The sequence below is a fragment of the Klebsiella sp. M041 genome (assembly GCF_059759695.1).
Map to the genome: position 1 here is coordinate 123,310 of NZ_JCAXWU010000013.1, position 24,514 is coordinate 147,823.

The window sequence follows — 24,514 nt, forward strand, 5'->3', positions numbered from 1 at the left end:
CCGCTGAGGCGAACCAGCCGCGAAAAAGAGGCATGGTCAGGAGGGGGTTAGCGCTTGCTTAGCGCCTCCCAGAGACCTTTGAGGTAGGTCACCCCGAGTGCGCGATCGTATAAACCATAGCCCGGGCGTCCGGTCTCTCCCCAGATAAAGCGGCCATGATCCGGGCGTATATAGCCGTCGAAGCCGTTGTCGTGCAACGCTTGCATCACCTTATACATATCCAGGGAGCCGTATTCTGACGGATGGGCGCACTCGTAAAAGTCTTTATCCTGCATCAGTTTAATATTGCGGACGTGGGCAAAATGGATCCGCTTGCGGCGGGTAAACTCAGCCAGAATAGCGTATACGTCGTTATCCGGATCTTCGGCAATCGAGCCGGTGCAGAGGGTGATGCCGTTGGCGGGTGAATCGACAGCCCGGCAGATCCAGTCCAGATCGTCGCGGTTTTTGACCACCCGCGGCAGGCCAAATATCGAGTACGGCGGATCGTCAGGGTGGATCGCCATTTTCACGCCCACCTCTTCGCAAACCGGGATCACCGCCCGCAGAAAATAGACCAGGTTCTCCCGCAGCTTATGGTCATCCACCGCGCTATATTTGGCAAACAGGGTCTGCACTTCCGCCAGCCGTTCCGGCTCCCAGCCCGGCAACGCGAAGCCGTTTGAATTCTCAAGCACCTCCTTCACCACGTCTTCCAGCCGCTTATCGATATCTTTCTTCTCAAAAGCCATCGTCAACGAGCCATCCGGCAGGACGTAGTTCATATCCGTCTTCATCCAGTCGAACACCGGCATGAAGTTATAGCAGATGACTTTGACGCCGAAGCGGGCAAGGTGGCGAATGGTCTGCTGATAGTTGGCAATATAGCGGTCACGAGAAGGGAGGCCGATTTTGATATCGTCATGGATGTTGACGCTCTCTATTACCTCCATTTTCAGGCCTGCGGCATGGGCCTGGCTGACCAGACGCTCAATTTTATCCTCCGGCCATACCTCGCCCACCGCGACGTCATAGAGCGCGCCGACCACCCCCTCCACGCCGGGGACCTGGCGTATATGCTCTAATGAAACCTTATCTTCCTCTGGTCCAAACCAGCGCATTGTCATCTGCATCGTCATCACCTGCTCAACATAGTTTAATTTCACCCTACTACCATACCAGTAATCATAATTGATTGAGCCTTAACTGTCGTGATGGCGATCACATTCCTGCTGACCGGCTCGCCGGTGAGGTCGCTTTCGCTACATTCATAATTTTTCTCAATTTATTTCAATAGATTAATCATTGCCGGGCTTTTACTGACGACCTTCGCCAAATGTGATCCAGAGCTAGTTATGATCAATTGCATACTTGTATGGTAATAAAAGTCACGATATTTGTTCAGAAAATAGACAAGGGAAGGAACAGAAATGAGAAGCGTCGTTGTCAAAGAGCCAGGCCAACTGAACATCGAATCACGTCCGGTTCCCGCTCCGGGCGCCCACGAAGTCCGGGTGAAAATCGCCTTTGCCGGGATCTGCGGTTCCGATGTGCATATCTATCAGGGCCACAACCCCTTCGCGAAATATCCCCGCGTGATCGGCCATGAATTCTTCGGCATCATCGATGCCGTCGGCGAACAGGTCTCTCCGGCACGCATCGGCGAGCGCGTCGCAGTCGACCCTGTCGTCAGCTGCGGCCAGTGTTATCCCTGCTCGGTGGGGCGGCCGAATGTCTGTGCGCAGCTCCAGGTCATCGGGGTTCACCGCGACGGCGGATTCAGCGACTACGCCTGCGTGCCGGCGAAAAACGCCTGGCGCATTCCGGAAGCCATCAGCGATCGTCAGGCGACGATGGTTGAGCCTTTTACCATTGCGGCAAACATTACCGCCCAGCTGCAGCCCATGGCGCAGGATATCGCCCTGATCTACGGCGCAGGTCCGATGGGTCTGACGGTGATCCAGGCGCTGAAGGGGGTGTATGGCGTTAAGCAGGTGATCGTTGTGGACCGCATTGCCGAACGTCTGCAGATGGCGCGGGACAATGGCGCCGATCTGACGCTGGATAACACTCACCAGCCGCTGGCGGAACAGCTGGCGCAGCGGCAGATAGCCCCCACGCTGGTCATCGATGCCGCCTGCCACCCGGCGATCCTTCAGGAGGCCATTCTCCTCGCCTCTCCCGCCGCACGCATCGGCATACTCGGCTTCTCCGGCGAGGCGTCCACCCTCACCCAGCAAAGCATCACCAGTAAAGAGATCTCCATTTTCTCCTCCCGGCTGAACAGCGGACGTTTTCCGCTGGTCATCGACTGGATGGAGAAAGGCCTTATCCAGCCTGAGGCGTTAATCACCCACTGCATGCCGCTGGAGCAGGTAAAAGAGGCTATGGAGATTTTTGCCAACGATCGGAAAACCTGCTGCAAGGTATTGCTGCAGCTGGGGTAAATGCTAAATAACGGGCGACGTGAATATTGATATCCGTCGCGCCAGAGCTCAATAACATACTCATCACGGTGTCATCATGGGAAAAAATATCCGCTGGATTATCGTCCTGTTATTATTTTTAGTATATATGATTAATTATCTGGACCGGGTGGCGTTATCCATTACGGTACCGATGATTGAAAAGGATCTGGCGCTAAACGCCGAACAGTTTGGTATTATTTTCGGCAGTTTTTTCTTCGGCTACGCGGTATTTAATTTTATTGGCGGTCTGGCCGTGGATAAGTTTGGCGCAACGCTGGTCCTGGGGCTGGCGGTGGGGATGTGGTCGCTATTTTGCGGCTTAACCGCCTTTGCCACCGGCTTTTATTCCATGCTGATGCTGCGCGTCCTCTTCGGGATGGCTGAAGGCCCGATTTGCGCGTCGGCGAACAAGATGATCAACGGCTGGTTTCCTAAGAAGCAAGCGGCTACCGCCGTAGGGCTGCTCAGCGCCGGCTCTCCGCTGGGCGGCGCGGTTGCCGGCCCCATCGTCGGTTATCTGGCCCTCGCATTCGGCTGGCGCCCGGCGTTTATGATTATTTTCGCCATCGGTATTGTGTGGATGGTCGTGTGGTTTTTTATTGCCGCCAACTCGCCTGACAAACATAAGCATGTCAGTCAGGAAGAGCTCATGCTCATTAATAAAATGAAGCAAGAGGAGGACGCCCTGGAAACCGTAGAAAATCAAACCGCTCACTCACTGGGTTATTATCTCAAGCAGCCTATTATTCTGGTAACGGCCTTTGCGTTCTTCTGCTACAACTATATTTTGTTTTTCTTCCTCAGCTGGTTCCCGTCCTATCTGGTTCAGCAGCACCATCTGGATATTAAACAGATGAGCCTCACCACCATGATCCCATGGATAGTCGGCTTTGTCGGCCTGGCGCTGGGAGGCTATATTTCTGATAAAATTTTTAAACTCACCGGACGCCTGCTGCTGTCGCGCAAAATTGTGCTGGTGGTATGTCTGCTGATGGCCGCCATCTGTGTGGGGCTTGCCGGTACCGTCAGCAGCGTCGTTCCTGCCGTTCTGCTGATGTCGGTCTCCATCTTTTTCCTCTATGTCACCGGCGCGATCTACTGGGCGATTATCCAGGACGTGGTGCATAAATCCCGCGTCGGCGGCACCAGCGGCTTTATCCACCTTATCGGCAGCGTCTCCGGCATCGTGGGGCCGATTGTCACCGGCTATATCGTGCAGTCTACCGGTAAATTCGACAGCGCCTTTGTCCTCGCCGGCACTATCGCCGCGCTCGGCGCCCTGCTGGTACTGTTCGTGATCAAAACGCCACGCGTGACAATGAAAGCCAGTCAGGCATAGTCGACAGCAATACCATGCCCGGCGCAGTCATCACGCCGGGCATCCTCTGAGACTATTTCACCGCCTGGGGCGCGACCCAGCTGCGGCCCAGCGCCGAACCCTGAGCGCCCTGCTCATTCAGATAGCGATCCAGTTCAACCATTCCGGTCCAGCGATTTTCGCACCACAGCGGCGCGAGCAGCGTGGGCCGACGGGCGCTGGCCGATATGCGATGGTAGATCACCTCCGGCGGGGTGTGGCGGATCATCTCCCCGGCGGTGACGGTATACGCCTCCAGTTCGATGCCATCGAGACGACCGGCCTGCCATGCTTTTGCCATAATGCTGCCTTTAACGATATGCAGCGGGTGCAGCTTGATGCCATCCACGCCGGTGGTCACGACCCGCTCCAGTGTCTCGAGGCCGTGCTCCAGGGTCTCCCCGGGCAGGCCGACAATGAGATGCGCGCAAACCTTCAGTCCGCGCTCACGCGCCAGACGCGCGGTACGCTGGTAACAGGCGAAATCATGCCCGCGGTTAATGCGATGCAGGGTCTTATCATGCGCGGTCTGCAGCCCCAGCTCCAGCCATACCTCATACCCCTGCTGGTGGTATTCACTGAGCAGGTCGAGAACCGCCTCCGGCACGCAGTCCGGGCGGGTGCCGACGCAAAGGCCAACGATATTCGCCTCGCTGACGGCCTGGCGATACATCGAGCGGAGCACCTGCACTTCAGCAAAGGTGCTGGTATAGGCCTGAAAATAGGCCAGATAGCGCTTTGCCCGGTTAACGAGCTGCGCCTGATGGGCGAGCTGTTCGGCGATGGATCGATGCTGCTGGGCTTCATCCGCAAACGAGGCCACGTTACAGAAAGTGCAGCCGCCACGGCCCAGCGTACCGTCGCGGTTCGGGCAGCTAAAACCGCCGTGCAGCGTTAGCTTATGGACCTTTTCGCCATAGCGGCGCAGAAGATCCCCACCAAACATATTGACTAATTTCTGTAACTGCATAATCTGATAGACCGGCCTCAACAAAGGGGGCCAAGCCTGCCACTTTTCGTCACCGACGGCGATGACCTGGATCAATCGTCAGCGCGGCGCCCCGCTTCATTGCATAAACAATCATGATTACTGCAATTTCATTCATCCGCAGGGTAATGAGTTTTCCTTATATTTCTTCATCGCGCGGCCCTAATCTACTTTATGGTAAAAAACAGTATTAATATCCACCACATAAATTAATAGCAGTCAAATATGCTAATAATGAATTATATTTCAGCGCAGATCGGTAATGCAAAGCCGCGCGCACAGTGAGACAGATCACACTAGTCTTACCCTCTACGGACGTATCCAAAGCATAAAAAAAGGCATTATTTATTTTAAAAACAAAAAGTTAACACCTGTATAGCACATTTTTGTATTAATAAGATTGCCATTTGACGTAAGTGTGGATTCCCGATAAGTTGGGAATCCGCTGGAAGCTTTCTGGATGAGCACTCTGCTCATCATATTTATGCAGTAATTGAGATTCCCTCTTAACAGCAAGTCCTCAAACTTGTGTACCGATGCAAAAAGGATTTAAAGAGGGCGAATGCGAGGTGCAAACCCCGTCGCCATGCTCTTTCTGTGCCTGTGCGCAATCGGTATCGGAGGGGGTCCGTAGAGCCTGGGGAGGTTCACTGATATGTTGTACGACAAATCCCTTGAGAGGGATAACTGTGGTTTCGGCCTGATCGCCCACATAGAAGGCGAACCTAGCCACAAGGTAGTGCGAACCGCGATACACGCACTGGCCCGCATGCAGCACCGTGGCGCAATCCTTGCCGATGGTAAAACCGGCGACGGTTGCGGTCTGCTGCTGCAAAAACCCGATCGTTTCTTCCGCATCGTTGCCGAAGAGCGCGGCTGGCGTTTAGCCAAAAACTACGCCGTTGGGATGCTGTTCCTGAATAAAGATCCTGAACTGGCGAAAGCGGCACGCCGCATCGTTGAAGAAGAACTTCAGCTTGAGACCCTGTCGATTGTTGGCTGGCGCGATGTGCCGACCAACGAAGGCGTGCTCGGTGAAATCGCCCTCTCCTCGCTGCCCCGTATTGAGCAAATCTTTGTTAACGCCCCGGCTGGCTGGCGCCCGCGCGATATGGAGCGTCGTCTGTTTATTGCGCGTCGTCGCATTGAAAAACGCCTGCAGGAAGACAAAGATTTCTACGTTTGTAGCTTGTCCAACCTGGTCAACATCTATAAAGGTCTGTGTATGCCGGCGGATTTGCCGCGCTTCTACCTGGACCTCGCGGACCTGCGCCTGGAGTCGGCTATCTGCCTGTTCCACCAGCGCTTCTCCACCAACACCGTACCACGCTGGCCGCTGGCGCAGCCGTTCCGCTACCTGGCGCACAACGGTGAAATCAACACCATCACCGGCAACCGCCAGTGGGCTCGCGCCCGTACCTATAAGTTCCAGACCCCGCTGATCCCGGACCTGCACGACGCCGCGCCGTTCGTTAACGAAACCGGCTCCGACTCCAGTTCAATGGACAACATGCTGGAGCTGCTGCTGGCCGGCGGGATGGACATCGTGCGCGCCATGCGTCTGCTGGTGCCGCCAGCCTGGCAGAACAACCCGGATATGGATCCGGAGCTGCGTTCGTTCTTCGACTTTAACTCCATGCATATGGAGCCATGGGACGGCCCGGCGGGCATCGTTATGTCCGATGGTCGCTACGCGGCCTGTAACCTCGACCGTAATGGCCTGCGCCCGGCGCGCTACGTCATTACCAAAGATAAGCTCATCACCTGCGCCTCTGAAGTCGGCATCTGGGACTACCAGCCGGACGAAGTGGTTGAGAAAGGCCGCGTGGGTCCGGGTGAGCTGATGGTTATCGATACCCGTGCCGGACGCATTCTGCACTCAGCGGAAACCGATGACGATCTGAAGAGCCGCCATCCGTATAAAGAGTGGATGGAGAAAAACGTTCGTCGCCTGGTGCCATTTGAAGATCTGCCGGACGAAGAGGTTGGCAGCCGCCAGCTGGACGACGATCTGCTGGCCAGCTACCAGAAACAGTTTAACTACAGCGCGGAAGAGCTGGACTCGGTGCTGCGCGTGCTCGGCGAAAATGGCCAGGAAGCGGTCGGCTCAATGGGCGATGACACGCCTTTCGCCGTCCTTTCCAGCCAGCCGCGCATTATCTACGATTATTTCCGTCAGCAGTTCGCCCAGGTGACGAACCCGCCTATCGATCCGCTGCGTGAAGCGCACGTCATGTCGCTGGCCACCAGCATCGGTCGCGAAATGAACGTCTTCTGCGAAGCGGAAGGCCAGGCGCATCGTCTGAGCTTCAAATCGCCGATCCTGCTGTACTCCGATTTCAAACAGCTGACGACGATGGAAGAAGAGCACTATCGTGCCGACGTCCTCGACATCACCTACAACCCGGCAGAGGCTTCCCTCAGCGAGACGGTGAAGGCCCTGTGCGACAAAGCGGAGCAAATGGTACGCGATGGTACCGTGCTGCTGGTTCTTTCTGACCGCAACATCGCCAAAGACCGCCTGCCGGTGCCGGCGCCGATGGCCGTTGGCGCGATCCAGACCCGTCTGGTCGATAAAAGTCTGCGCTGCGATGCCAACATCATCGTTGAAACCGCCAGCGCCCGCGATCCGCATCACTTCGCCGTGCTGCTGGGCTTCGGCGCGACAGCTATCTATCCGTACCTCGCCTATGAAACGCTGGCGAAGCTGGTCGACAGCAAAGCTATCGATAAACCGTACCGTGCGGTGATGCTGAACTATCGCAACGGTATCAATAAAGGTCTGTATAAGATCATGTCCAAGATGGGGATCTCGACCATCGCCTCCTACCGCTGCTCGAAGCTGTTCGAAGCGGTCGGTCTGCATCGCGATGTCTCCGAGCTCTGCTTCCAGGGCGTGGTCAGCCGCATCGGCGGCGCCGGCTTCGACGATTTCCAGCAGGACCTGCTGAATCTGTCGAAACGCGCCTGGCTGGCGCGCAAGCCGCTGGCTCAGGGCGGTCTGCTGAAGTACGTTCACGGCGGCGAATATCACGCCTACAACCCGGACGTGGTGCGTACCCTGCAGCAGGCTGTGCAGAGCGGCGAGTACAGCGATTATCAACAATACGCGAAGCTGGTTAACGAACGTCCGGCGGCCACGCTGCGCGATCTGCTGGCGCTCAATCCGGGCGAAGACGCCATCAGCATCGACGACGTGGAGCCGGCGAAGGAGCTGTTCAAACGCTTCGATACCGCAGCGATGTCGATCGGCGCCCTGAGTCCGGAAGCGCACGAATCGCTGGCGGAAGCGATGAACAGCATCGGCGGCTTCTCTAACTCCGGTGAAGGCGGTGAAGACCCGGCGCGCTACGGCACCAATAAAGTGTCGCGCATCAAGCAGGTGGCGTCCGGCCGCTTCGGCGTCACCCCAGCCTATCTGGTCAATGCCGACGTTATCCAGATCAAAGTCGCCCAGGGCGCGAAGCCGGGTGAAGGCGGCCAGCTGCCGGGTGATAAAGTCACTCCGTACATCGCCAAACTGCGCTATTCGGTACCGGGCGTGACGCTGATCTCCCCGCCGCCGCACCACGATATCTACTCTATCGAGGATTTGGCGCAGCTGATTTTCGACCTCAAGCAGGTCAACCCGAAAGCGATGATTTCGGTCAAACTGGTTTCTGAACCGGGCGTGGGCACCATCGCCACCGGCGTAGCCAAAGCTTATGCCGACCTGATCACCATCGCCGGCTACGACGGCGGCACCGGGGCGAGCCCGCTCTCTTCCGTGAAATATGCCGGCTGTCCGTGGGAGCTTGGTCTGGTGGAAACCCAGCAGGCGCTGGTCGCTAACGGCCTGCGTCATAAGATCCGTCTGCAGGTGGATGGCGGCCTGAAAACCGGCCTCGATATCATCAAAGCGGCGATCCTCGGCGCGGAAAGCTTCGGTTTCGGTACCGGCCCGATGGTGGCGCTGGGCTGTAAATACCTGCGTATTTGCCACCTGAACAACTGCGCGACCGGCGTGGCGACCCAGGATGACAAACTGCGTAAGAACCACTATCACGGTCTGCCGTTCAAAGTGACCAACTACTTTGAATTTATCGCCCGTGAAACCCGCGAGCTGATGGCCCAGCTGGGCGTCAAGCGCCTGGTGGATCTGATTGGCCGCACCGATCTGCTCAAAGAGCTGGATGGGTTCACCGCCAAGCAGCAGAAACTGGATCTGGGTAAACTGCTGGAGACCGCAGAGCCGCATCCTGGCAAAGCGCTGTACTGCACCGAAAATAACCCGCCGTTCGATAACGGCGTGCTCAACGCCCAGCTGCTGCAGCAGGCGAAACCGTACGTGGATGAAAAGCAGAGCAAAACGTTCTGGTTCGATATCCGCAATACCGACCGCTCCGTGGGAGCCTCGCTGTCCGGGTATATCGCCCAGACCCATGGCGACCAGGGACTGGCGGGCGACCCGATCGTCGCTCACTTTAGCGGCACCGCGGGCCAGAGCTTCGGCGTGTGGAACGCCGGCGGCGTGGAACTGCATCTGACGGGCGACGCCAACGACTATGTCGGCAAAGGCATGGCGGGCGGTCTGCTGGCCATTCGTCCGCCGGTGGGCTCCGCTTTCCGCAGCCACGAAGCCAGCATTATCGGCAACACCTGCCTGTACGGCGCGACCGGTGGTCGTCTGTACGCCGCAGGCCGCGCAGGTGAGCGTTTCGCGGTGCGTAACTCCGGCGCCATCACCGTGGTGGAAGGCATCGGCGACAACGGCTGTGAATACATGACCGGCGGTATCGTCTGCGTGCTCGGTAAAACCGGCGTCAACTTTGGCGCAGGGATGACCGGCGGCTTTGCCTATGTCCTGGATGAAGATGGCGACTTCCGTAAACGCGTGAACCCGGAGCTGGTGGAAGTGCTGGACGTTGACTCTCTGGCCATCCATGAAGAGCACCTGCGCGGTTTAATCACCGAGCACGTGCAGCTTACCGGTTCGCAACGCGGCGAAGAGATCCTCGCCAACTGGCCGGCCTTCTCCGCGAAGTTTGCGCTGGTTAAACCGAAGTCCAGCGATGTTAAAGCACTGTTGGGTCACCGTAGTCGTTCCGCAGCTGAGCTGCGGGTGCAGGCGCAGTAAGGGGTTAAGATGAGTCAGAACGTTTATCAATTTATCGACCTGCAGCGCGTTGATCCGCCAAAGAAACCGCTGAAGATCCGTAAAATTGAATTTGTGGAAATTTACGAGCCGTTTTCAGAAGGCCAGGCCAAGGCGCAGGCGGATCGCTGCCTCTCCTGCGGCAACCCGTACTGCGAGTGGAAGTGCCCGGTGCATAACTACATCCCGAACTGGCTGAAGCTGGCCAACGAGGGGCGTATTTTTGAGGCGGCTGAGCTGTCGCACCAGACCAACACCCTGCCGGAAGTCTGCGGGCGCGTCTGCCCGCAGGACCGCCTGTGTGAAGGCTCCTGTACGCTGAACGATGAGTTCGGCGCGGTGACCATCGGCAACATCGAACGCTATATCAATGATAAGGCATTCGAGATGGGCTGGCGTCCGGATCTCTCCGGTGTGAAACCGACCGGTAAAACCGTCGCGATCATCGGCGCTGGCCCGGCGGGCCTCGCCTGTGCCGACGTGTTGACCCGCAACGGCGTCAAGGCGGTGGTGTTTGACCGCCATCCGGAAATCGGCGGCCTGCTGACCTTCGGTATCCCGGCGTTCAAGCTGGAAAAAGAGGTGATGACCCGCCGCCGGGAGATCTTCACCGGCATGGGCATTGAGTTCAAACTCAATACCGAAGTGGGCCGCGACGTGCAGCTCGACGACCTGCTGAAAGAGTACGATGCCGTGTTCCTCGGCGTCGGCACCTATCAGTCGATGCGCGGCGGGCTGGACAATGAAGACGCCCCGGGCGTCTACGACGCGCTGCCGTTCCTGATCGCCAACACCAAGCAGATCATGGGCTTTGGCGAAACCGCCGATGAGCCCTACGTCAGCATGGAAGGCAAACGCGTGGTCGTGCTCGGCGGTGGCGATACCGCGATGGACTGCGTACGTACCTCCGTCCGCCAGAATGCGGCGCACGTGATCTGCGCCTATCGTCGTGACGAAGAGAACATGCCGGGTTCAAAACGCGAAGTGAAAAACGCGCGTGAGGAAGGCGTTGAGTTCCAGTTCAACGTCCAGCCGCTGGGCGTGGAAGTGAATGCCAACGGCAAAGTGTGCGGCGTGAAGATGGCGCGCACCGAGATGGGCCAGCCGGATGCGAAAGGCCGCCGTCGCGCGGAGATCGTCGCCGGCTCTGAGCACGTGGTGCCGGCAGACGCCGTCGTCATGGCGTTTGGCTTCCGTCCCCACAGCATGGAGTGGCTGGCGAAGCACAGCGTCGAGCTGGACTCCCAGGGCCGCATCATTGCGCCGGAAGGCAGCGAGAACGCCTTCCAGACCAGCAACCCGAAAATCTTCGCCGGTGGCGATATCGTTCGCGGTTCCGACCTGGTGGTCACCGCGATTGCGGAAGGACGTAAAGCGGCTGACGGGATCCTCAACTACCTTGAAGTCTAATTAGGCCCGGAGTCTCAGCGCATAAAAGCCCGATGGTTAACGCCATCGGGCTTTTTTATTGCCCATTCGCCGGGCAGACCGCCGCTTTCAGCGCCGTATTATACCAGCCACAGATATGTTCTAAGCGGGTGATCGCCGAGCCGACGGTCACCGCCCACGCGCCGCAGCGCATTGCCTCAGCCGCCTGCGCAGGCGTATTGTAGCGTCCCTCAGCGACCACTCTGCAGCCCGCGGCGCTCAGGCTTTTCACCAGCGCCAGATCCGGCTCGACCGGTGTCTCCTCTGCGGTATAGCCTGAGAGGGTGGTGCCAACCATATCGAAGCCCAATTGCCAGCATTCAAGGGCATCGTCGAGAGAGGAACAATCTGCCATCGCATTTTTCCCCTGGCGGTGAATTGCCGCCAACAACGATGCGACAGAGGCCGGACGCTGACGCCGCGTGCCGTCAACCGCAATGATATCGGCCCCTGCCTGCGCCAGGGCATTCACATCCTCAAGCCACGGCGTAATACGCACCGGGCTATCATGCAGATCGCGCTTAATCAGCGCGATAACAGGCACCGTCACTAACGGACGAACGGCCTGCAGGTTGGCCAGACCTTCGATGCGCAGCGCCACCGCCCCCGCCTGCTCCGCCGCCAGCCCCATCGCCGCGACGATGGCGGGGTTATCCAGCGGGCTGCCCGGCACCGGCTGGCAGGAGACAATTAATCCGCCATGATGACGGATATGCTGGTCCAGTTGTGCGAGTAAAGACATGTCGGCTCCCTGAAAGCTACCTGTGGCGATGACAGTACCAGCCATGGGGCGCCTCGTTTGTGGCAGAGTTAACAAAGCGGACAGACAAAAAAACAGGCCCCGCAGGGCCTGTCAGAGAAGGGATTTACTTCACCACGCGCAGCGCCGGGCGACCGCCGCGCGGCGGCGGCGTGTCGTCAGGATCGTCGTCGTGATTATCGGGCTTATCGCCATCAATCACCGACATCACCGTTTCGCTTTCACTCTCAGGCGCGACGTCATCATCGTTGAGGCTGCTGACGTCTTCGTCATAGGCCGCTTCCGGTTCAAACATCGTGCCGGCGCCGTTCTCACGGGCATAGATGGCGAGTACCGCAGCCAGCGGGACAGATACGTTGCGCGGCACGCCGCCAAAGCGCGCGTTGAAGCGCACTTCGTCGTTCGCCAGCTCAAGATTACCTACCGCACGCGGGGCAATATTGAGAACGATTTGCCCGTCGCGCGCATACTCCATCGGCACGAGCACGCCCGGGAGCGTGACATCCACCACCAGATGCGGCGTCAGCTGGTTATCCAGCAGCCAGTCATAAAACGCCCGCAGCAGATACGGGCGACGCGGCGTCAGCTGTGATACATCCATTATTTAGCCCCGACCGAGGCGCATTTCACGCTCGGCTTCAGTTAAAGAGGCGAGGAAGGAATCACGCTCAAATACGCGAGTCATATAGCCTTTGAGCTCTTTCGCGCCTGCGCCAACCAGCTCCACACCGAGAACCGGCAGACGCCACAGCAGCGGCGCCAGGTAGCAATCCACCAGGCTGAACTCATCGCTCAGGAAGTAAGGTTTCTGGGTGAACACCGGCGCGATGGCCAGCAGTTCTTCACGCAGTTGCTTACGCGCAGCATCAGCTTGCGCTGCGGTACCGCTCTGGATGGTGTTCATCAGCGAATACCAGTCCTTCTCGATACGTTGCATATACAGACGGCTTTCGCCACGCGCCACCGGATAAACCGGCATTAACGGCGGGTGCGGGAAACGCTCATCCAGGTATTCCATAATGATGCGGGATTCCCACAGAGTGAGCTCACGATCCACCAGCGTCGGTACGCTTTGATTCGGGTTGAGGTCAATCAGATCCTGAGGCGGGTTGTCCTTCTCCACGTGCTCTATCTCAAAACTGACACCCTTCTCGGCCAGCACAATGCGGACCTGATGGCTATAGATGTCAGTAGGACCAGAAAACAGCGTCATTACCGAACGTTTGTTGGCAGCGACAGCCATGAAAACCTCCAGGTATATTCAGAATTTTGTACTGCTGCCAGCCACTCATGGCCGGCCAGATGTAAAAACCCCAGTAGCGCGATGTCACCTTCGTTCACGAATAAAACAAAAAATGAACAATCACCAGCATTTGGGCAGAAAATTGGATGATAGTTTACCAGATTTTGAAGACGTTGTGGTGAGGGGATTCTGGAAATGCTGAAAAAGTGACAAGAACCGGCGGTAAGCTTGTGGATAACAGCCGTTTTATCCATAAAAAAACCCGCCGGAGCGGGTTTTTTCGCAAATTGTTCTGCGTGAGCAGAAAACAATTAACGTTTGGAGAACTGCGGACGACGACGTGCTTTACGCAGACCGACTTTCTTACGTTCAACCTGACGAGCGTCACGAGTGACGAAGCCAGCTTTACGCAGTTCAGAACGCAGGGACTCGTCGTACTCCATCAGAGCGCGGGTGATACCGTGACGGATCGCACCAGCCTGACCAGAGATACCACCACCTTTAACAGTGATGTACAGATCCAGTTTCTCAACCATGTCGACCAGTTCCAGCGGCTGACGAACTACCATGCGGGCAGTTTCACGACCGAAGTACTGTTCCAGAGAACGCTGGTTGATAACGATTTTGCCGTTGCCCGGTTTGATGAAAACGCGAGCTGCGGAACTTTTGCGGCGACCAGTGCCGTAGTATTGATTTTCAGCCATTGCCTATAATCCCGATTAGATGTCAAGAACTTGCGGTTGCTGTGCCGCGTGGTTGTGCTCGTTACCCGCGTAAACTTTCAGTTTACGGTACATAGCACGACCCAGCGGGCCTTTTGGCAGCATGCCTTTAACCGCGATTTCAATCACACGCTCAGGACGGCGGGCAATCATCTCTTCAAAGGTCGCTTCTTTGATACCACCGATGTGGCCGGTGTGGTGGTAGTACATTTTGTCTTCGCGCTTGTTGCCGGTAACAGCAACTTTTTCTGCGTTCAGAACGATGATGTAATCACCGGTATCAACGTGCGGAGTGTATTCCGCTTTGTGCTTACCGCGCAGGCGACGAGCCAGTTCAGTAGCCAGACGGCCCAGAGTTTTACCGGTCGCGTCAACAACATACCAGTCGCGTTTTACGGTTTCTGGTTTAGCTGTAAAAGTTTTCATTAAAAGCTTACCCAAATAATAAGTTACACGTTGGTGAACACCCAAACGTTTAGTCAGTTGAGGTTCACACGACATTGTCCAGCAAACCTACCCCTTCGAATAGCCTATGCCGGCACATAGAAAGTTTCGGGAAAAAAACCTTCTCGTAACGTGGGGTCGCAAGATTATAGAGAAGTCGGGGTCAAAGATCGACCCCTTTATGAGATTTTTCAGGCAGCTCCCGGGGCGGCCCTGCGGCCCTGAATTCACCGGGAAAAGTATCCTGTCAGGGCATATGCGGGCGCTTGAGGTACTCTTCGCTCTGCATCTCCTGCAGACGCGACAGACAGCGCTGAAACTCAAACTTCAGCCGCTCTCCCTGATAAATGTCGTACAGCGGCACCGCCGCGCTGACCACCAGCTTCACGTGGCGCTCATAGAACTCATCCACCAGGGCGATAAAGCGCCGGGCTTCGCTCTCCAGCTGCGCGGTCATCACCGGCACATCGAACAGCATCACGGTGTGGAACAGGCGGGAGAGCGCGATATAGTCATGCTGGCTACGGGCATCCACGCACAGCGTGGCGAACGACGCCGCCAGCGTCTGGTTTTCCACGCCGAGGGTCGGCAGCTCGCGATGGTTGATCTCCAGCGTCGGCCCGGCAGCGCGCGGCGCGCCGGCCAGCGCCAGCCACAGTTTATCCATCTGTTCGCGGGTGTCGTTATTCAGCGGCGACAGCCACAGGTGCGCCTGGGTCAGGGTACGCAAGCGATAATCGATGCCGGCATCGACGTTCATAATATCGCAATGCTGCTTGATGGCGTCGATAGCGGGCAGAAAACGGGCGCGCTGCAGGCCATTGCGATAGAGCTCATCCGGCGGAATATTGGAGGTCGCCACCAGCGTGATGCCGCGGGCGAACAGGGCCTTCATCAGCCCGCCCAACAGCATGGCGTCGGTTATATCGGAGACAAAAAACTCGTCGAAACAGAGCACGTCGGTTTCCGCTTTAAAGCGGTCGGCGACAATGTCCAGCGGGTCGCTATGGCCCTGCAGGGTGGTCAGCTCTTCGTGCACCCGCAGCATAAAGCGATGGAAATGCAGGCGCTGCTTACGCTCGCCCGGCAGGCTCTGGTAAAACAGGTCCATCAGCCAGGTTTTCCCCCGCCCCACGCCGCCCCACATATACAGGCCGCGGACGGGCGCCGCCTCGGCTGCTGGTTCGCGCTTACCCAGCAGTTTGCCGAATTTCGCGCGCAAACCGCCGCCTGACGCGACGGGCGCGGGCTGAGTCTGCAGTTCCTGGTAAATGGTATCGAGGCGGCTCACCGCTTCTTGCTGGACGTCGTCGGGTTGATGGCTGCCCTCTTTCAGGGCTGAAAGGTAACGCGATGTTGGAGACAGGCTTTGCATGATCTAATTGTTATTCCTTGAAAACCGTGATGTCGAAGCTCACGATTGACGAAAAAAAGGCCGTTCTACACTACGCGATGATACGCCAGGATTCCACTTCTGTGGAATTAGCGGTTATAGTGGCACTATCGGGCGCAGGCGGAGAGCCTAAGAGCCACCCTACGGAACCACAATACAACGGGAGATGTTCATGACCTGGGAATACGCGCTAATTGGGTTAGTCGTCGGTATCATCATTGGTGCCGTCGCCATGCGTTTCGGCAACCGCAAACTGCGCCAGCAGCAGGCGCTGCAGTTCGAACTGGAAAAGAATAAAGCCGAGCTTGAAGAGTACCGTGAAGAGCTGGTCAGCCATTTTGCGCGCAGCGCCGAGCTGCTGGATAACATGGCGCACGACTACCGTCAGCTGTATCAGCATATGGCGAAAAGCTCTAACAACCTGCTGCCGGATTCCATGGCAGACGCCAACCCGTTCCGCAACCGCCTGGAAGAGTCTGAAGCCAGCAACGATCAGGCGCCGGTCCAGATGCCGCGCGACTACTCCGAAGGCGCATCCGGTTTACTGCGCGGTGGCGCAAAACGCGATTAAACAATCGCCTCTGATAAAATATTCTCCGGGCGCGCCCATCGCGCCCGCTCCTTCCCCCACTTCCCGGCTACAATTTAAACCAGTCCCCACATTGTTACCTGCGCAAAAATTCAATAACATCAGGTTATTCAGGACATTTTTCCATACACCTCAGGTTACGAGAGCCAGCATCTAATGAAGAAACAGACTTTGCTGTTGAGTGCGTTAGCGTTAAGCATTGGGTTATCGTTGTCGGTTCTGCCTCCGGCAGCAGCATCCTTACCGACTCAGGTGCCCGGCCAGGGCGCGTTACCAAGCCTGGCGCCGATGCTGGAAAAGGTCCTGCCGGCGGTAGTCAGCGTCCAGGTGGAAGGCACTGCCTCGCCGACGCTCAATATGCCGGAAGAGCTGAAGAAATATTTTGGCGATAACGCCCCGCAAGAACAGGCGCAGCCGTTCGAAGGGCTTGGCTCCGGCGTCATTATCGACGCAGCGAAAGGCTACGTGCTGACCAATAACCACGTCATCAATCAGGCGCAGAAGATCAGCGTCCAGCTGAACGATGGTCGTGAATTTGATGCCAAACTGGTCGGTAGCGATGAACAGAGCGACATTGCTCTGCTGCAGCTGATTAAGCCGTCAAACCTGACGCAAATCGCCATTGCTGACTCCGATAAACTCCGCGTCGGCGACTTCGCCGTCGCCGTCGGCAACCCATTCGGCCTTGGTCAGACCGCCACCTCCGGCATTATCTCTGCCCTTGGCCGCAGCGGCCTGAACCTTGAAGGGCTGGAGAATTTCATCCAGACCGATGCCTCCATCAACCGCGGCAACTCCGGCGGCGCGCTGTTGAACCTCAACGGCGAGCTTATCGGGATCAACACCGCGATCCTGGCGCCGGGCGGCGGCAGCATCGGCATCGGCTTCGCCATCCCGAGCAACATGGCGAAAACCCTCGCCGACCAGCTCATTCAGTTTGGCGAAATCAAGCGCGGCCTGCTGGGCATTAAAGGCATGGAAATGAGCGCCGATATCGCCAAGGCGATGAACCTCAACGTTCAACGCGGCGCCTTCGTCAGTGAAGTGCTGCCAAACTCCGGGTCCGCCAAAGCGGGGATCAAATCCGGCGACGTCATTGTTAGCCTGAACGGCAAACCGCTGAATAGTTTTGCCGAACTGCGCTCGCGGATCGCCACCACCGAGCCGGGGACCAAAGTCAAACTGGGCCTGCTGCGCGATGGAAAACCGGTCGATGTCGAAGTGACGCTGGATAAGAGCACCTCCTCCACCGCCAGCGCTGAGCTGATTATCCCGGCTCTGCAGGGTGCCTCGTTCAGCGACGGTCAGATGAAAGATGGCACCAAAGGGGTGGTGATCGATAATGTCGATAAAGGCAGCGCCGCCGCCCAGGTCGGCCTGCATAAGGATGACATTATCATTGGCCTTAACCGCGAGCGTATTCATTCGATTGCCGAATTACGCAAAGTGCTCGAAGGCAAACCGCCGGTCATCGCCCTGAACGTGATCCGCGGCAACGAAAGCATCTATCTGCTGCTGCGCTGATTGTCTCCCCGGACATCGCCGCCATGTGCGATGTCCGGGCAACTCATGCTATGCTGCGCCTGACCATTCATTAACGATATCTGCATCATGCCTGGAAAGTTATTACGTTCAGTACTCATCGGTTTGCTTGTCGGGGGCCTGCTGTTGGCCCTGATGCCCTCGCTGCGCCAGTGGCAGCTAGCGCCGACCACCCAGAATGATACGGCAGACGACTCCCCGGCGAGCTATAACGCCGCCGTACGCCGCGCCGCGCCCGCCGTAGTGAACGTCTATAACCGCGCCCTGAACAGCACCAGCCATAATCAGCTGACGCTTGGCTCCGGGGTGATCATGGACCAGCGCGGCTATATCCTGACCAACAAGCATGTGATTAACGATGCCGACCAGATTATCGTCGCTCTGCAGGACGGCCGGGTCTTCGAAGCGCTGCTGGTAGGCTCCGATTCCCTGACCGACCTCGCGGTGCTGAAGATCAACGCTACCGGCGGGCTGCCGGTGATCCCGATCAACCCGAAACGCACGCCGCACATCGGCGATGTGGTGCTGGCGATTGGCAACCCCTATAACCTGGGACAGACCATCACCCAGGGGATCATCAGCGCCACAGGGCGCATTGGCCTCAACCCCACCGGCCGCCAGAATTTCCTGCAGACTGACGCCTCGATCAACCACGGTAACTCCGGCGGAGCGCTGGTGAACTCCCTCGGCGAGCTGATGGGGATTAACACCCTCTCCTTTGATAAGAGCAACGACGGCGAAACGCCTGAAGGCATTGGCTTTGCGATCCCGTTCCAGTTAGCGACCAAAATTATGGATAAGCTGATCCGGGATGGCCGTGTGATCCGCGGCTATATCGGCATTAGCGGCCGGGAGATCGCCCCGCTGCACGCGCAGGGCGGCGGGATCGATCAGATCCAGGGGATCGTCGTTAACGATGTCGCGCCGGACGGACCGGCCGCGCAGGCGGGGATCCGCGCCAACGACGTGATCATCTCCGTGAATGACAAACCCGCAGTCTCCGCGCTGGAGACAATGGATCAGGTGGCCGAGATCCGCCCGGGTTCGGAAATACCGGTGGTCATCATGCGTGATGATAAGAAAATCACGCTCCATATCGCCGTCCAGGAATACCCGGCCACCAACTAAGCGGCTCCCCGTTTGGGGAGCCACGTTAATCGCTAAATACCGGACCGGCCGGGAATCTGACCAAAAACCCGGTCATCATGAATGCAAGACAATAAAAAGCCGGAACAACGGTTCCGGCTTTTTTGAGCGTGCGAGGTTACTTGTTGACGAAGTCTTCGCCGAGCGCGATATCTTTCTTCAGGGTGTCCAGCATGCCTTCCAGCGCCTGCTGCTCAAAGGCGCTGAGTTTGCCGATAGACTGACGCTCTTCTACGCCGTTTTTCCCCAGCAGGAGCGGCTGAGAGAAGAAACGCGCATACTGGCCGTCGCCTTCCACGTAGGCGCACTCCACTACGCCTTTTTCTCCCTGCATGGCGCGAACCAGAGAAAGGCCAAAGCGCGCAGCCGCCTGACCCATCGACAAGGTCGCCGACCCGCCGCCCGCTTTCGCTTCCACGACCTCGGTACCGGCGTTTTGAATGCGTTTAGTCAGATCGGCCACTTCCTGATCGCTAAAGCTGACGCCCGGGATCTGTGACAGTAAAGGCAGAATGGTGACCCCGGAGTGACCGCCAATAACCGGGACTTCCACCTCGGTTGCCGATTGACCTTTCAGCTCCGCCACAAAGGTATTGGAGCGGATGATGTCCAGCGTAGTCACGCCGAACAGTTTGTTTTTATCGTACACGCCGGCTTTTTTCAGCACTTCGGCGGCGATGGCCACGGTGGTGTTCACCGGGTTGGTAATAATGCCGATACAGGCCTGCGGGCAGGTTTTGGCTATCTGCTGCACGAGGTTCTTAACGATACCCGCATTCACATTAAACAGGTCGGAACGATCCATGCCGGGCTTACGCGCTACGCCCGCGGAGATCAGCACCACATCAGCGCCTTCCAGCGCCGGGGTAGCATCTTCACCGGAAAATCCTTTAATTTTTACATCTGTGGGGATATGACTTAGATCTACCGCCACGCCCGGCGTAACCGGAGCGATGTCGTACAACGAGAGCTCTGAACCTGAAGGCAGTTGGGTCTTAAGTAGTAGGGCAAGCGCCTGGCCGATACCACCGGCAGCGCCAAGGACTGCAACTTTCATCCTAAACTCCTTATTATGGTTAATTTAGTCTTTCGTTATTCCGTCGCCTGGACCTTAATTCACAAGATGAACAATTACAATGATTATGGCTGAAGAATGCATTATTGTGCATAGCAATAGAACAGCGGCGCACTTTATGCTTCCTGACTGACCATCCAGCAAAGCGAAGTACCGGATCGACTATTGGTTACAATACACCCAGCCAGTTGCGCAAAACAACACCAACTCAATAACATTTCATTTACTTTTACATGCCTTTAAGCGTTGTGATGAGAACATGTTCCTTATACGGTTTTTTTGCTAAAATATGCCCCCTTCATAACATTATTGACCTATCCCCTCGCGGATTATTTGCATAAAAATTCACGGTTATGCATAATGATGTTGATTTTACCACCATAATCTGGGTGACTTATGCGAAGTTCGGCAAAACAAGAAGAACTGGTTAAAGCGTTTAAAGCGCTGCTTAAAGAAGAGAAATTCAGCTCGCAGGGAGAGATCGTCCAGGCGCTGCAGGAAGAAGGCTTCGAGAATATCAACCAATCGAAGGTTTCCCGCATGCTCACCAAATTTGGCGCGGTTCGTACCCGTAACGCCAAAATGGAAATGGTCTATTGCCTGCCTGCCGAGCTTGGCGTGCCGACCACCTCCAGCCCGCTGAAAAATCTGGTGCTGGATATCGATTATAACGATGCCGTCGTGGTGATTCACACCAGCCCCGGGGCAGCGCAGCTGATCGCCCGTCTTCTCGACTCGCTGGGCAAGGCGGAAGGTATTCTTGGCAGCATCGCCGGGGATGACACAATCTTCACCACGCCAGCGCGCGGTTTCACAGTAAAAGATTTGCACGACGCTATCCTGGTGCTGTTCGAACAGGAACTCTGAGCATTCCCCTCTGGCAACCGTCAGAGGGTGATTCCCCCTCTTCTCTCCCTCCCCCCTTTCAACTCAACAAAAATTTAACATTTTGTGTGATTTAGCCTGTCTATACGTTCTTTTACGTAAGGGAAACGCCTAAAACGCACGAAAGATCAAAATCGTATACCTTTATGATTTTATTAGAAATAAAACTTATCTCCGTCTGTGACGCGTCATTTTTAATTCTTATCGGTTATAAAAAGCGCAATTTATTGTAACTATTAACGCACAAAACAATTAGCATGGTATTAATATTTTTGGTGATTAGTGTATACTTGTTTTTGTGATGAGGGTCACGAAACAAAGACCCTCAACAAAAAGATTCGACGAGGTGAACATCATGAAAATCAAAACCACTGTAGCAGCTCTCAGCATCCTGTCCGTCATGTCGTTTGGCGCTTTCGCCGCTGATGTTATCAACAGCGAGCAAGCCCAGGGCCGCGAGGCCATCGGTACAGTTTCCGTCGGCGCGGTAGCCTCTTCCCCGATGGATATGCATGAAATGCTGAACAAAAAAGCGCAGGAAGAAGGGGCTTCTTCTTACCGCATTATCGAAGCCCGCACTGGCGACCACTGGCATGCCACTGCTGAGCTGTATAAATAAGTTTTAGATCGTCAACGATTAACCCGACAAAAATTCTCTACCGCGGCCCGGCCTCATTCATCGCCCCGCCGCGGCAAAACAAAGACTGGAGTAAAGATTATGAAACGCGCAATGATCATCGCATCCCTTGGCCTGGCTTCCCTTCTCTCTTTCGGCGCTAGCGCGGCCGTTCAGCAAGTGAACGCTGAGCAAGCCCAGAACCTGCAGTCCATGGGCACCATCTCGGTTTCCCAGGTAGGTAGTGCGCCAATGGACATGCGTCAGGAACTGGCCGCTAAAGCCGAGAAAGAAGGCGCCAGCAGCTACCGTATTATTGAAGCACGTACCGGCGATAGCTGGCACGCCACCGCTGAGCTGTACAAATAAACCCTCGTCGTCTTATTTCGACGACTTGCCCCCGCCTGCCGGGGGCTTTTTTATGCCTGCCGGGCGTTAAAACGTAACTCCCCCTCCAGCTCTTCCTCTGCTTCATCAAATAATAAAATTAACGCCCCAAAGCGCCGACGCTGCTTGTCATTTAAATGGATGAACTCAATGTCCAGCGGCAGCGGCAGCAGCCCACCGGTCACCGCGTCCCATAGCGAATCAAGGTTGTTGACCTTATCCTGTGCCAGCTCGAAGGTGCGGGAAAACTCCCGGTAGAAATCCTGTTGCTCGGCGATTTCGTCAAAATCAAACGTATAGGTGGTCATGGCAGCCCCTCCCGCTTCTCTTCCTGTCGCCGTTAAGTATAGCGATAAAAAAACCGACGCCTGGGCGTCGGTTTATGGGTTAACTGCTGGTCAGCACATGCTGGTACTTGTGCAACATCTCAACCAGTCGCCGTACCGGCTCGGTCACCTGCGGCGAAGCCTCCCAGACCCGCAGCTTCTCCTGATAAACATCAAGCTCCGCCAGCAGCCGGGTAAAGTAGCGCCGACGCTTATCATCGCTCCCGGCGGAGATCACATGATCCGCGGTACGTCGCAGCTGGCGATGGAACGCCGACAGATCCTCATTCACCGGCACGGGCGCATCGCGCAGGCGCTGGTGGGCAATGATTAACGTCAACGCCAGACGGAAACGGGCGACATCGCCAGGGAATTTGTTGAGCAATAAAAACAGCTGCTGATAGAGCGCGGGCAGATGATTCTCTTTGCGACGCGCCGAGTTGGTGGTCAGCGAAGAGACCGCCGCGGAGACAAACTGGTTCAGCAGCACCCGACCGGTTCTTGCCCGGGAGTTATCCCTGACAATGAGAATAACCATCAGGGCGAGGAAACAACCGACGATCTGCCCCAGCGCGCTATCGAGGAACTGACTGAACTGGAACTGCATCGGGTTATCCAGCACCAGAATGTTGATGGTGCTCGCCAGCGCCCCCAGCGATCCGAGGCGCCTTTTCTGCACTTCGATACCGATAAAAAACGCCATCGCCGCCAGGCTGATACAAAGCAACAGCATACTCTGCTGCGTCGCCGGCATGATCACCAGAAAGTACAGGGTACCCAGCGGTAACGCCGCCAGAGTACCGTAGAGGAAGTCTATCGCCACCATTCGCGGGTTAGGCAAGCGCATCGCCAGCGCGGTAACCACGGCAATCATCACCATCGCGCCGCTGCCTGAGGTCCAGCCCGTCCACAGCCAGAACAGCGTCCCAAGGATACAGGAGACAGAGGTACGCCAGAAGTTCACCATCGCGTGGTGACGCTCGGCGGACTCCACTTTAACCACCGTTTCGCCGCGCAATACACCGTCTTCGATGCGGCTGATTTTGGTGTTGCCCACCACGCCACGCTTAAGCAGCAGGTAACGGGTGGCTGCGCCTACCCAGCTGTAGATGGTGACCGGCGTATTATGCTCGCCTTTCCAGGTCAGGAAGCGACGCATACGCTTCAGCTGCTGGTGAACATCCTGCACCGTCTCAACCGGCTCAGCGAACAGCTCGCGGTAGTCGTCCGTCACCATTTCCGGGCGCGAGTTCTGAATCAGGTAGGTTTCGCAAGCCTGGGTGATAAGCGTTAGCGAGAGGGTATTGATCGCCTTCAGGCGTTGATTCGCCTTAGCCCAGCGAGAGGACTCCATAATCAGGTTACTGCGCATTCCTTCCAGCGCCGTGGTGCGACGCACCAGCGCTCCCCAGGCCTGATCCACTTCATCTTTTTCGCCGTGCGCAACGCATAACTGCATCAGCTTATACTGTGCAATCAGCAGGTTATCCAGCTCAAGGTCGATCTCTTTTTTAATCGAACGCGGGGAGAACAGCAGATCGGCGACGATGGCGCTGACAATCCCGATGACGATTTCGCTGCAGCGCTCAACGGCAAACTGCGGCGCCAGCATTGGATCGGTGTGGATGGTAATAATGATAATCAGCGCGGTGTATCCGGCCAGCCCCCAGGCATAGGAGTTTTCGACCTTGACCAGCGACGAAACCCAGGTACAAAACCCGGCCCACAGGCAGCAGACCAGCATCATCAGCAGAGGGGCGCGGATCATCAGGATGATGATGACCAGCGCCGCAATACAGCCAATAAAGGTCCCGGCAATACGCAACATGCCGCGATAGCGGATCGCGCCGGAGTACGGCTCTCCCCCGGCGGCAAAGGCCGGGCCAGCGGCGACAATCGCCGCGGTCAGCACCGCCCAGCGCGGCGTTTCGAGCTGAAAATGGAAGCCGACGAACAGCGCCAACACCACCGCGCATGCAAGCTTAATAGCAAAGCGGAGATGCTGGGGAGCAATAGTATATGTCCCCATAGC

General features: G+C 56.7%; 22 protein-coding genes. 10 read left to right on the plus strand and 12 right to left on the minus strand.

Features of this window, described 5'->3' with window-relative positions; all coding sequences use genetic code 11:
* Positions 1–47 precede the first annotated feature (47 nt).
* Complete coding sequence (uxuA, locus tag AC6CWS_RS18100; RefSeq protein ID WP_044524869.1) at positions 48–1,112, minus strand: mannonate dehydratase; 1,065 nt, start codon at positions 1,110–1,112, stop codon at positions 48–50.
* Positions 1,113–1,409: 297 nt separating this feature from the next.
* Between uxuA and AC6CWS_RS18105 the strand changes: the two genes are divergently transcribed.
* Both AC6CWS_RS18105 and AC6CWS_RS18110 read left to right on the plus strand, forming a co-directional pair.
* Positions 1,410–2,426: a Zn-dependent oxidoreductase gene (locus tag AC6CWS_RS18105; protein WP_023291135.1), complete on the plus strand. Its 1,017-nt coding sequence runs from the start codon at positions 1,410–1,412 to the stop codon at positions 2,424–2,426.
* A 76-nt stretch (positions 2,427–2,502) separates the two neighbouring features.
* Positions 2,503–3,786 (plus strand): MFS transporter, encoded by a 1,284-nt coding sequence (locus AC6CWS_RS18110; RefSeq protein WP_023291136.1) that lies wholly within the window; start codon positions 2,503–2,505, stop codon positions 3,784–3,786.
* A gap of 52 nt (positions 3,787–3,838) precedes the next feature.
* Here AC6CWS_RS18110 and mnmL read toward each other — a convergent pair whose 3' ends face one another.
* Positions 3,839–4,774 (minus strand): tRNA modification radical SAM protein MnmL/YtqA, encoded by a 936-nt coding sequence (mnmL, locus tag AC6CWS_RS18115; protein WP_065882603.1) that lies wholly within the window; start codon positions 4,772–4,774, stop codon positions 3,839–3,841.
* 673 nt (positions 4,775–5,447) lie between these two features.
* Here mnmL and gltB point away from each other — a divergent pair.
* Together gltB and gltD are read left to right on the plus strand one after the other, a co-directional pair.
* Positions 5,448–9,908 (plus strand): glutamate synthase large subunit, encoded by a 4,461-nt coding sequence (gene gltB, locus AC6CWS_RS18120; protein WP_065882602.1) that lies wholly within the window; start codon positions 5,448–5,450, stop codon positions 9,906–9,908.
* Positions 9,909–9,917: 9 nt separating this feature from the next.
* Positions 9,918–11,336, plus strand: coding sequence for a glutamate synthase subunit GltD (gene gltD, locus AC6CWS_RS18125; protein ID WP_032454181.1), 1,419 nt, complete (start codon positions 9,918–9,920; stop codon positions 11,334–11,336).
* A gap of 55 nt (positions 11,337–11,391) precedes the next feature.
* On the opposite strand, the gene AC6CWS_RS18130 is transcribed toward gltD, so the two are convergent.
* The 7 genes from AC6CWS_RS18130 to zapE all read right to left on the minus strand — a co-directional run bounded on the left by AC6CWS_RS18130 (position 11,392) and on the right by zapE (position 15,898).
* The gene (locus AC6CWS_RS18130) at positions 11,392–12,096 is read right to left on the minus strand and encodes an N-acetylmannosamine-6-phosphate 2-epimerase (protein WP_050534396.1); all 705 of its coding nucleotides are present in this window, start codon (positions 12,094–12,096) and stop codon (positions 11,392–11,394) included.
* A 124-nt stretch (positions 12,097–12,220) separates the two neighbouring features.
* Positions 12,221–12,715 carry a ClpXP protease specificity-enhancing factor gene (sspB, locus tag AC6CWS_RS18135; protein ID WP_002918465.1) on the minus strand — a complete coding sequence of 165 codons (495 nt, stop codon included), beginning with the start codon at positions 12,713–12,715 and terminating at the stop codon, positions 12,221–12,223.
* A gap of 3 nt (positions 12,716–12,718) precedes the next feature.
* The gene (gene sspA / locus AC6CWS_RS18140) at positions 12,719–13,357 is read right to left on the minus strand and encodes a stringent starvation protein SspA (protein WP_002918467.1); all 639 of its coding nucleotides are present in this window, start codon (positions 13,355–13,357) and stop codon (positions 12,719–12,721) included.
* Positions 13,327–13,611, minus strand: a complete 285-nt coding sequence (locus AC6CWS_RS18145) for a hypothetical protein (protein WP_136070768.1) — start codon at positions 13,609–13,611, stop codon at positions 13,327–13,329. The genes sspA and AC6CWS_RS18145 overlap by 31 nt, the downstream gene beginning before the upstream one ends.
* Before the next feature lie 57 nt (positions 13,612–13,668).
* A complete protein-coding gene (gene rpsI / locus AC6CWS_RS18150; RefSeq protein ID WP_000829818.1) occupies positions 13,669–14,061 on the minus strand; it encodes a 30S ribosomal protein S9 in 393 nt (130 codons plus the stop codon).
* A gap of 15 nt (positions 14,062–14,076) precedes the next feature.
* A complete protein-coding gene (gene rplM, locus AC6CWS_RS18155; RefSeq protein ID WP_002918559.1) occupies positions 14,077–14,505 on the minus strand; it encodes a 50S ribosomal protein L13 in 429 nt (142 codons plus the stop codon).
* Positions 14,506–14,770: 265 nt separating this feature from the next.
* A complete protein-coding gene (gene zapE / locus AC6CWS_RS18160) occupies positions 14,771–15,898 on the minus strand; it encodes a cell division protein ZapE (RefSeq protein WP_023291141.1) in 1,128 nt (375 codons plus the stop codon).
* Between the two features lie 190 nt (positions 15,899–16,088).
* On the opposite strand from zapE, the gene zapG reads away from it, so the two are divergent.
* The 3 genes from zapG to degS all read left to right on the plus strand — a co-directional run bounded on the left by zapG (position 16,089) and on the right by degS (position 19,175).
* A complete protein-coding gene (zapG, locus tag AC6CWS_RS18165; RefSeq protein WP_012540461.1) occupies positions 16,089–16,487 on the plus strand; it encodes a Z-ring associated protein ZapG in 399 nt (132 codons plus the stop codon).
* 174 nt (positions 16,488–16,661) lie between these two features.
* On the plus strand, positions 16,662–18,029 hold the full coding sequence (gene degQ, locus AC6CWS_RS18170) for a serine endoprotease DegQ (protein ID WP_017899931.1): 1,368 nt from the start codon (positions 16,662–16,664) through the stop codon (positions 18,027–18,029).
* A gap of 87 nt (positions 18,030–18,116) precedes the next feature.
* Positions 18,117–19,175 carry an outer membrane-stress sensor serine endopeptidase DegS gene (gene degS / locus AC6CWS_RS18175; protein WP_002918568.1) on the plus strand — a complete coding sequence of 353 codons (1,059 nt, stop codon included), beginning with the start codon at positions 18,117–18,119 and terminating at the stop codon, positions 19,173–19,175.
* A gap of 136 nt (positions 19,176–19,311) precedes the next feature.
* Here the strand turns inward: degS and mdh are convergent, their stop codons facing one another.
* Positions 19,312–20,250 carry a malate dehydrogenase gene (gene mdh, locus AC6CWS_RS18180; RefSeq protein ID WP_023291150.1) on the minus strand — a complete coding sequence of 313 codons (939 nt, stop codon included), beginning with the start codon at positions 20,248–20,250 and terminating at the stop codon, positions 19,312–19,314.
* A gap of 414 nt (positions 20,251–20,664) precedes the next feature.
* Between mdh and argR the strand changes: the two genes are divergently transcribed.
* The 3 genes from argR to yhcN-B all read left to right on the plus strand — a co-directional run bounded on the left by argR (position 20,665) and on the right by yhcN-B (position 22,138).
* Positions 20,665–21,135: a transcriptional regulator ArgR gene (gene argR, locus AC6CWS_RS18185; RefSeq protein WP_002918625.1), complete on the plus strand. Its 471-nt coding sequence runs from the start codon at positions 20,665–20,667 to the stop codon at positions 21,133–21,135.
* 373 nt (positions 21,136–21,508) lie between these two features.
* Positions 21,509–21,772, plus strand: a complete 264-nt coding sequence (gene yhcN, locus AC6CWS_RS18190; RefSeq protein ID WP_017899932.1) for a peroxide/acid stress response protein YhcN — start codon at positions 21,509–21,511, stop codon at positions 21,770–21,772.
* Positions 21,773–21,871: 99 nt separating this feature from the next.
* A complete protein-coding gene (gene yhcN-B / locus AC6CWS_RS18195) occupies positions 21,872–22,138 on the plus strand; it encodes a DUF1471 family stress response protein YhcN-B (RefSeq protein ID WP_002918627.1) in 267 nt (88 codons plus the stop codon).
* Positions 22,139–22,188: 50 nt separating this feature from the next.
* Here yhcN-B and AC6CWS_RS18200 read toward each other — a convergent pair whose 3' ends face one another.
* Both AC6CWS_RS18200 and aaeB read right to left on the minus strand, forming a co-directional pair.
* Positions 22,189–22,464 (minus strand): barstar family protein, encoded by a 276-nt coding sequence (locus tag AC6CWS_RS18200; RefSeq protein WP_002918629.1) that lies wholly within the window; start codon positions 22,462–22,464, stop codon positions 22,189–22,191.
* Positions 22,465–22,543: 79 nt separating this feature from the next.
* Positions 22,544–24,511: a p-hydroxybenzoic acid efflux pump subunit AaeB gene (gene aaeB / locus AC6CWS_RS18205; protein ID WP_023291151.1), complete on the minus strand. Its 1,968-nt coding sequence runs from the start codon at positions 24,509–24,511 to the stop codon at positions 22,544–22,546.
* Positions 24,512–24,514: the final 3 nt, after the last annotated feature.

What these genes read in the sequence shown, in the direction of transcription:
- yhcN (WP_017899932.1), top strand. Translation starts at nt 21,509, where the DNA reads ATGAAAATCAAAACCACTGTAGCAGCTCTCAGCATCCTGTCCGTCATG.
- degQ (WP_017899931.1), top strand. Translation starts at nt 16,662, where the DNA reads ATGAAGAAACAGACTTTGCTGTTGAGTGCGTTAGCGTTAAGCATTGGG.
- rplM (WP_002918559.1), bottom strand. Translation starts at nt 14,505, where the DNA reads ATGAAAACTTTTACAGCTAAACCAGAAACCGTAAAACGCGACTGGTAT.
- gltD (WP_032454181.1), top strand. Translation starts at nt 9,918, where the DNA reads ATGAGTCAGAACGTTTATCAATTTATCGACCTGCAGCGCGTTGATCCG.
- gltB (WP_065882602.1), top strand. Translation starts at nt 5,448, where the DNA reads ATGTTGTACGACAAATCCCTTGAGAGGGATAACTGTGGTTTCGGCCTG.
- zapE (WP_023291141.1), bottom strand. Translation starts at nt 15,898, where the DNA reads ATGCAAAGCCTGTCTCCAACATCGCGTTACCTTTCAGCCCTGAAAGAG.
- AC6CWS_RS18110 (WP_023291136.1), top strand. Translation starts at nt 2,503, where the DNA reads ATGGGAAAAAATATCCGCTGGATTATCGTCCTGTTATTATTTTTAGTA.
- AC6CWS_RS18130 (WP_050534396.1), bottom strand. Translation starts at nt 12,096, where the DNA reads ATGTCTTTACTCGCACAACTGGACCAGCATATCCGTCATCATGGCGGA.
- AC6CWS_RS18200 (WP_002918629.1), bottom strand. Translation starts at nt 22,464, where the DNA reads ATGACCACCTATACGTTTGATTTTGACGAAATCGCCGAGCAACAGGAT.
- AC6CWS_RS18105 (WP_023291135.1), top strand. Translation starts at nt 1,410, where the DNA reads ATGAGAAGCGTCGTTGTCAAAGAGCCAGGCCAACTGAACATCGAATCA.
- rpsI (WP_000829818.1), bottom strand. Translation starts at nt 14,061, where the DNA reads ATGGCTGAAAATCAATACTACGGCACTGGTCGCCGCAAAAGTTCCGCA.
- yhcN-B (WP_002918627.1), top strand. Translation starts at nt 21,872, where the DNA reads ATGAAACGCGCAATGATCATCGCATCCCTTGGCCTGGCTTCCCTTCTC.
- mnmL (WP_065882603.1), bottom strand. Translation starts at nt 4,774, where the DNA reads ATGCAGTTACAGAAATTAGTCAATATGTTTGGTGGGGATCTTCTGCGC.
- uxuA (WP_044524869.1), bottom strand. Translation starts at nt 1,112, where the DNA reads ATGCAGATGACAATGCGCTGGTTTGGACCAGAGGAAGATAAGGTTTCA.
- mdh (WP_023291150.1), bottom strand. Translation starts at nt 20,250, where the DNA reads ATGAAAGTTGCAGTCCTTGGCGCTGCCGGTGGTATCGGCCAGGCGCTT.
- degS (WP_002918568.1), top strand. Translation starts at nt 18,117, where the DNA reads ATGCCTGGAAAGTTATTACGTTCAGTACTCATCGGTTTGCTTGTCGGG.
- zapG (WP_012540461.1), top strand. Translation starts at nt 16,089, where the DNA reads ATGACCTGGGAATACGCGCTAATTGGGTTAGTCGTCGGTATCATCATT.
- sspA (WP_002918467.1), bottom strand. Translation starts at nt 13,357, where the DNA reads ATGGCTGTCGCTGCCAACAAACGTTCGGTAATGACGCTGTTTTCTGGT.
- aaeB (WP_023291151.1), bottom strand. Translation starts at nt 24,511, where the DNA reads ATGGGGACATATACTATTGCTCCCCAGCATCTCCGCTTTGCTATTAAG.
- sspB (WP_002918465.1), bottom strand. Translation starts at nt 12,715, where the DNA reads ATGGATGTATCACAGCTGACGCCGCGTCGCCCGTATCTGCTGCGGGCG.
- argR (WP_002918625.1), top strand. Translation starts at nt 20,665, where the DNA reads ATGCGAAGTTCGGCAAAACAAGAAGAACTGGTTAAAGCGTTTAAAGCG.
- AC6CWS_RS18145 (WP_136070768.1), bottom strand. Translation starts at nt 13,611, where the DNA reads ATGGATAAAACGGCTGTTATCCACAAGCTTACCGCCGGTTCTTGTCAC.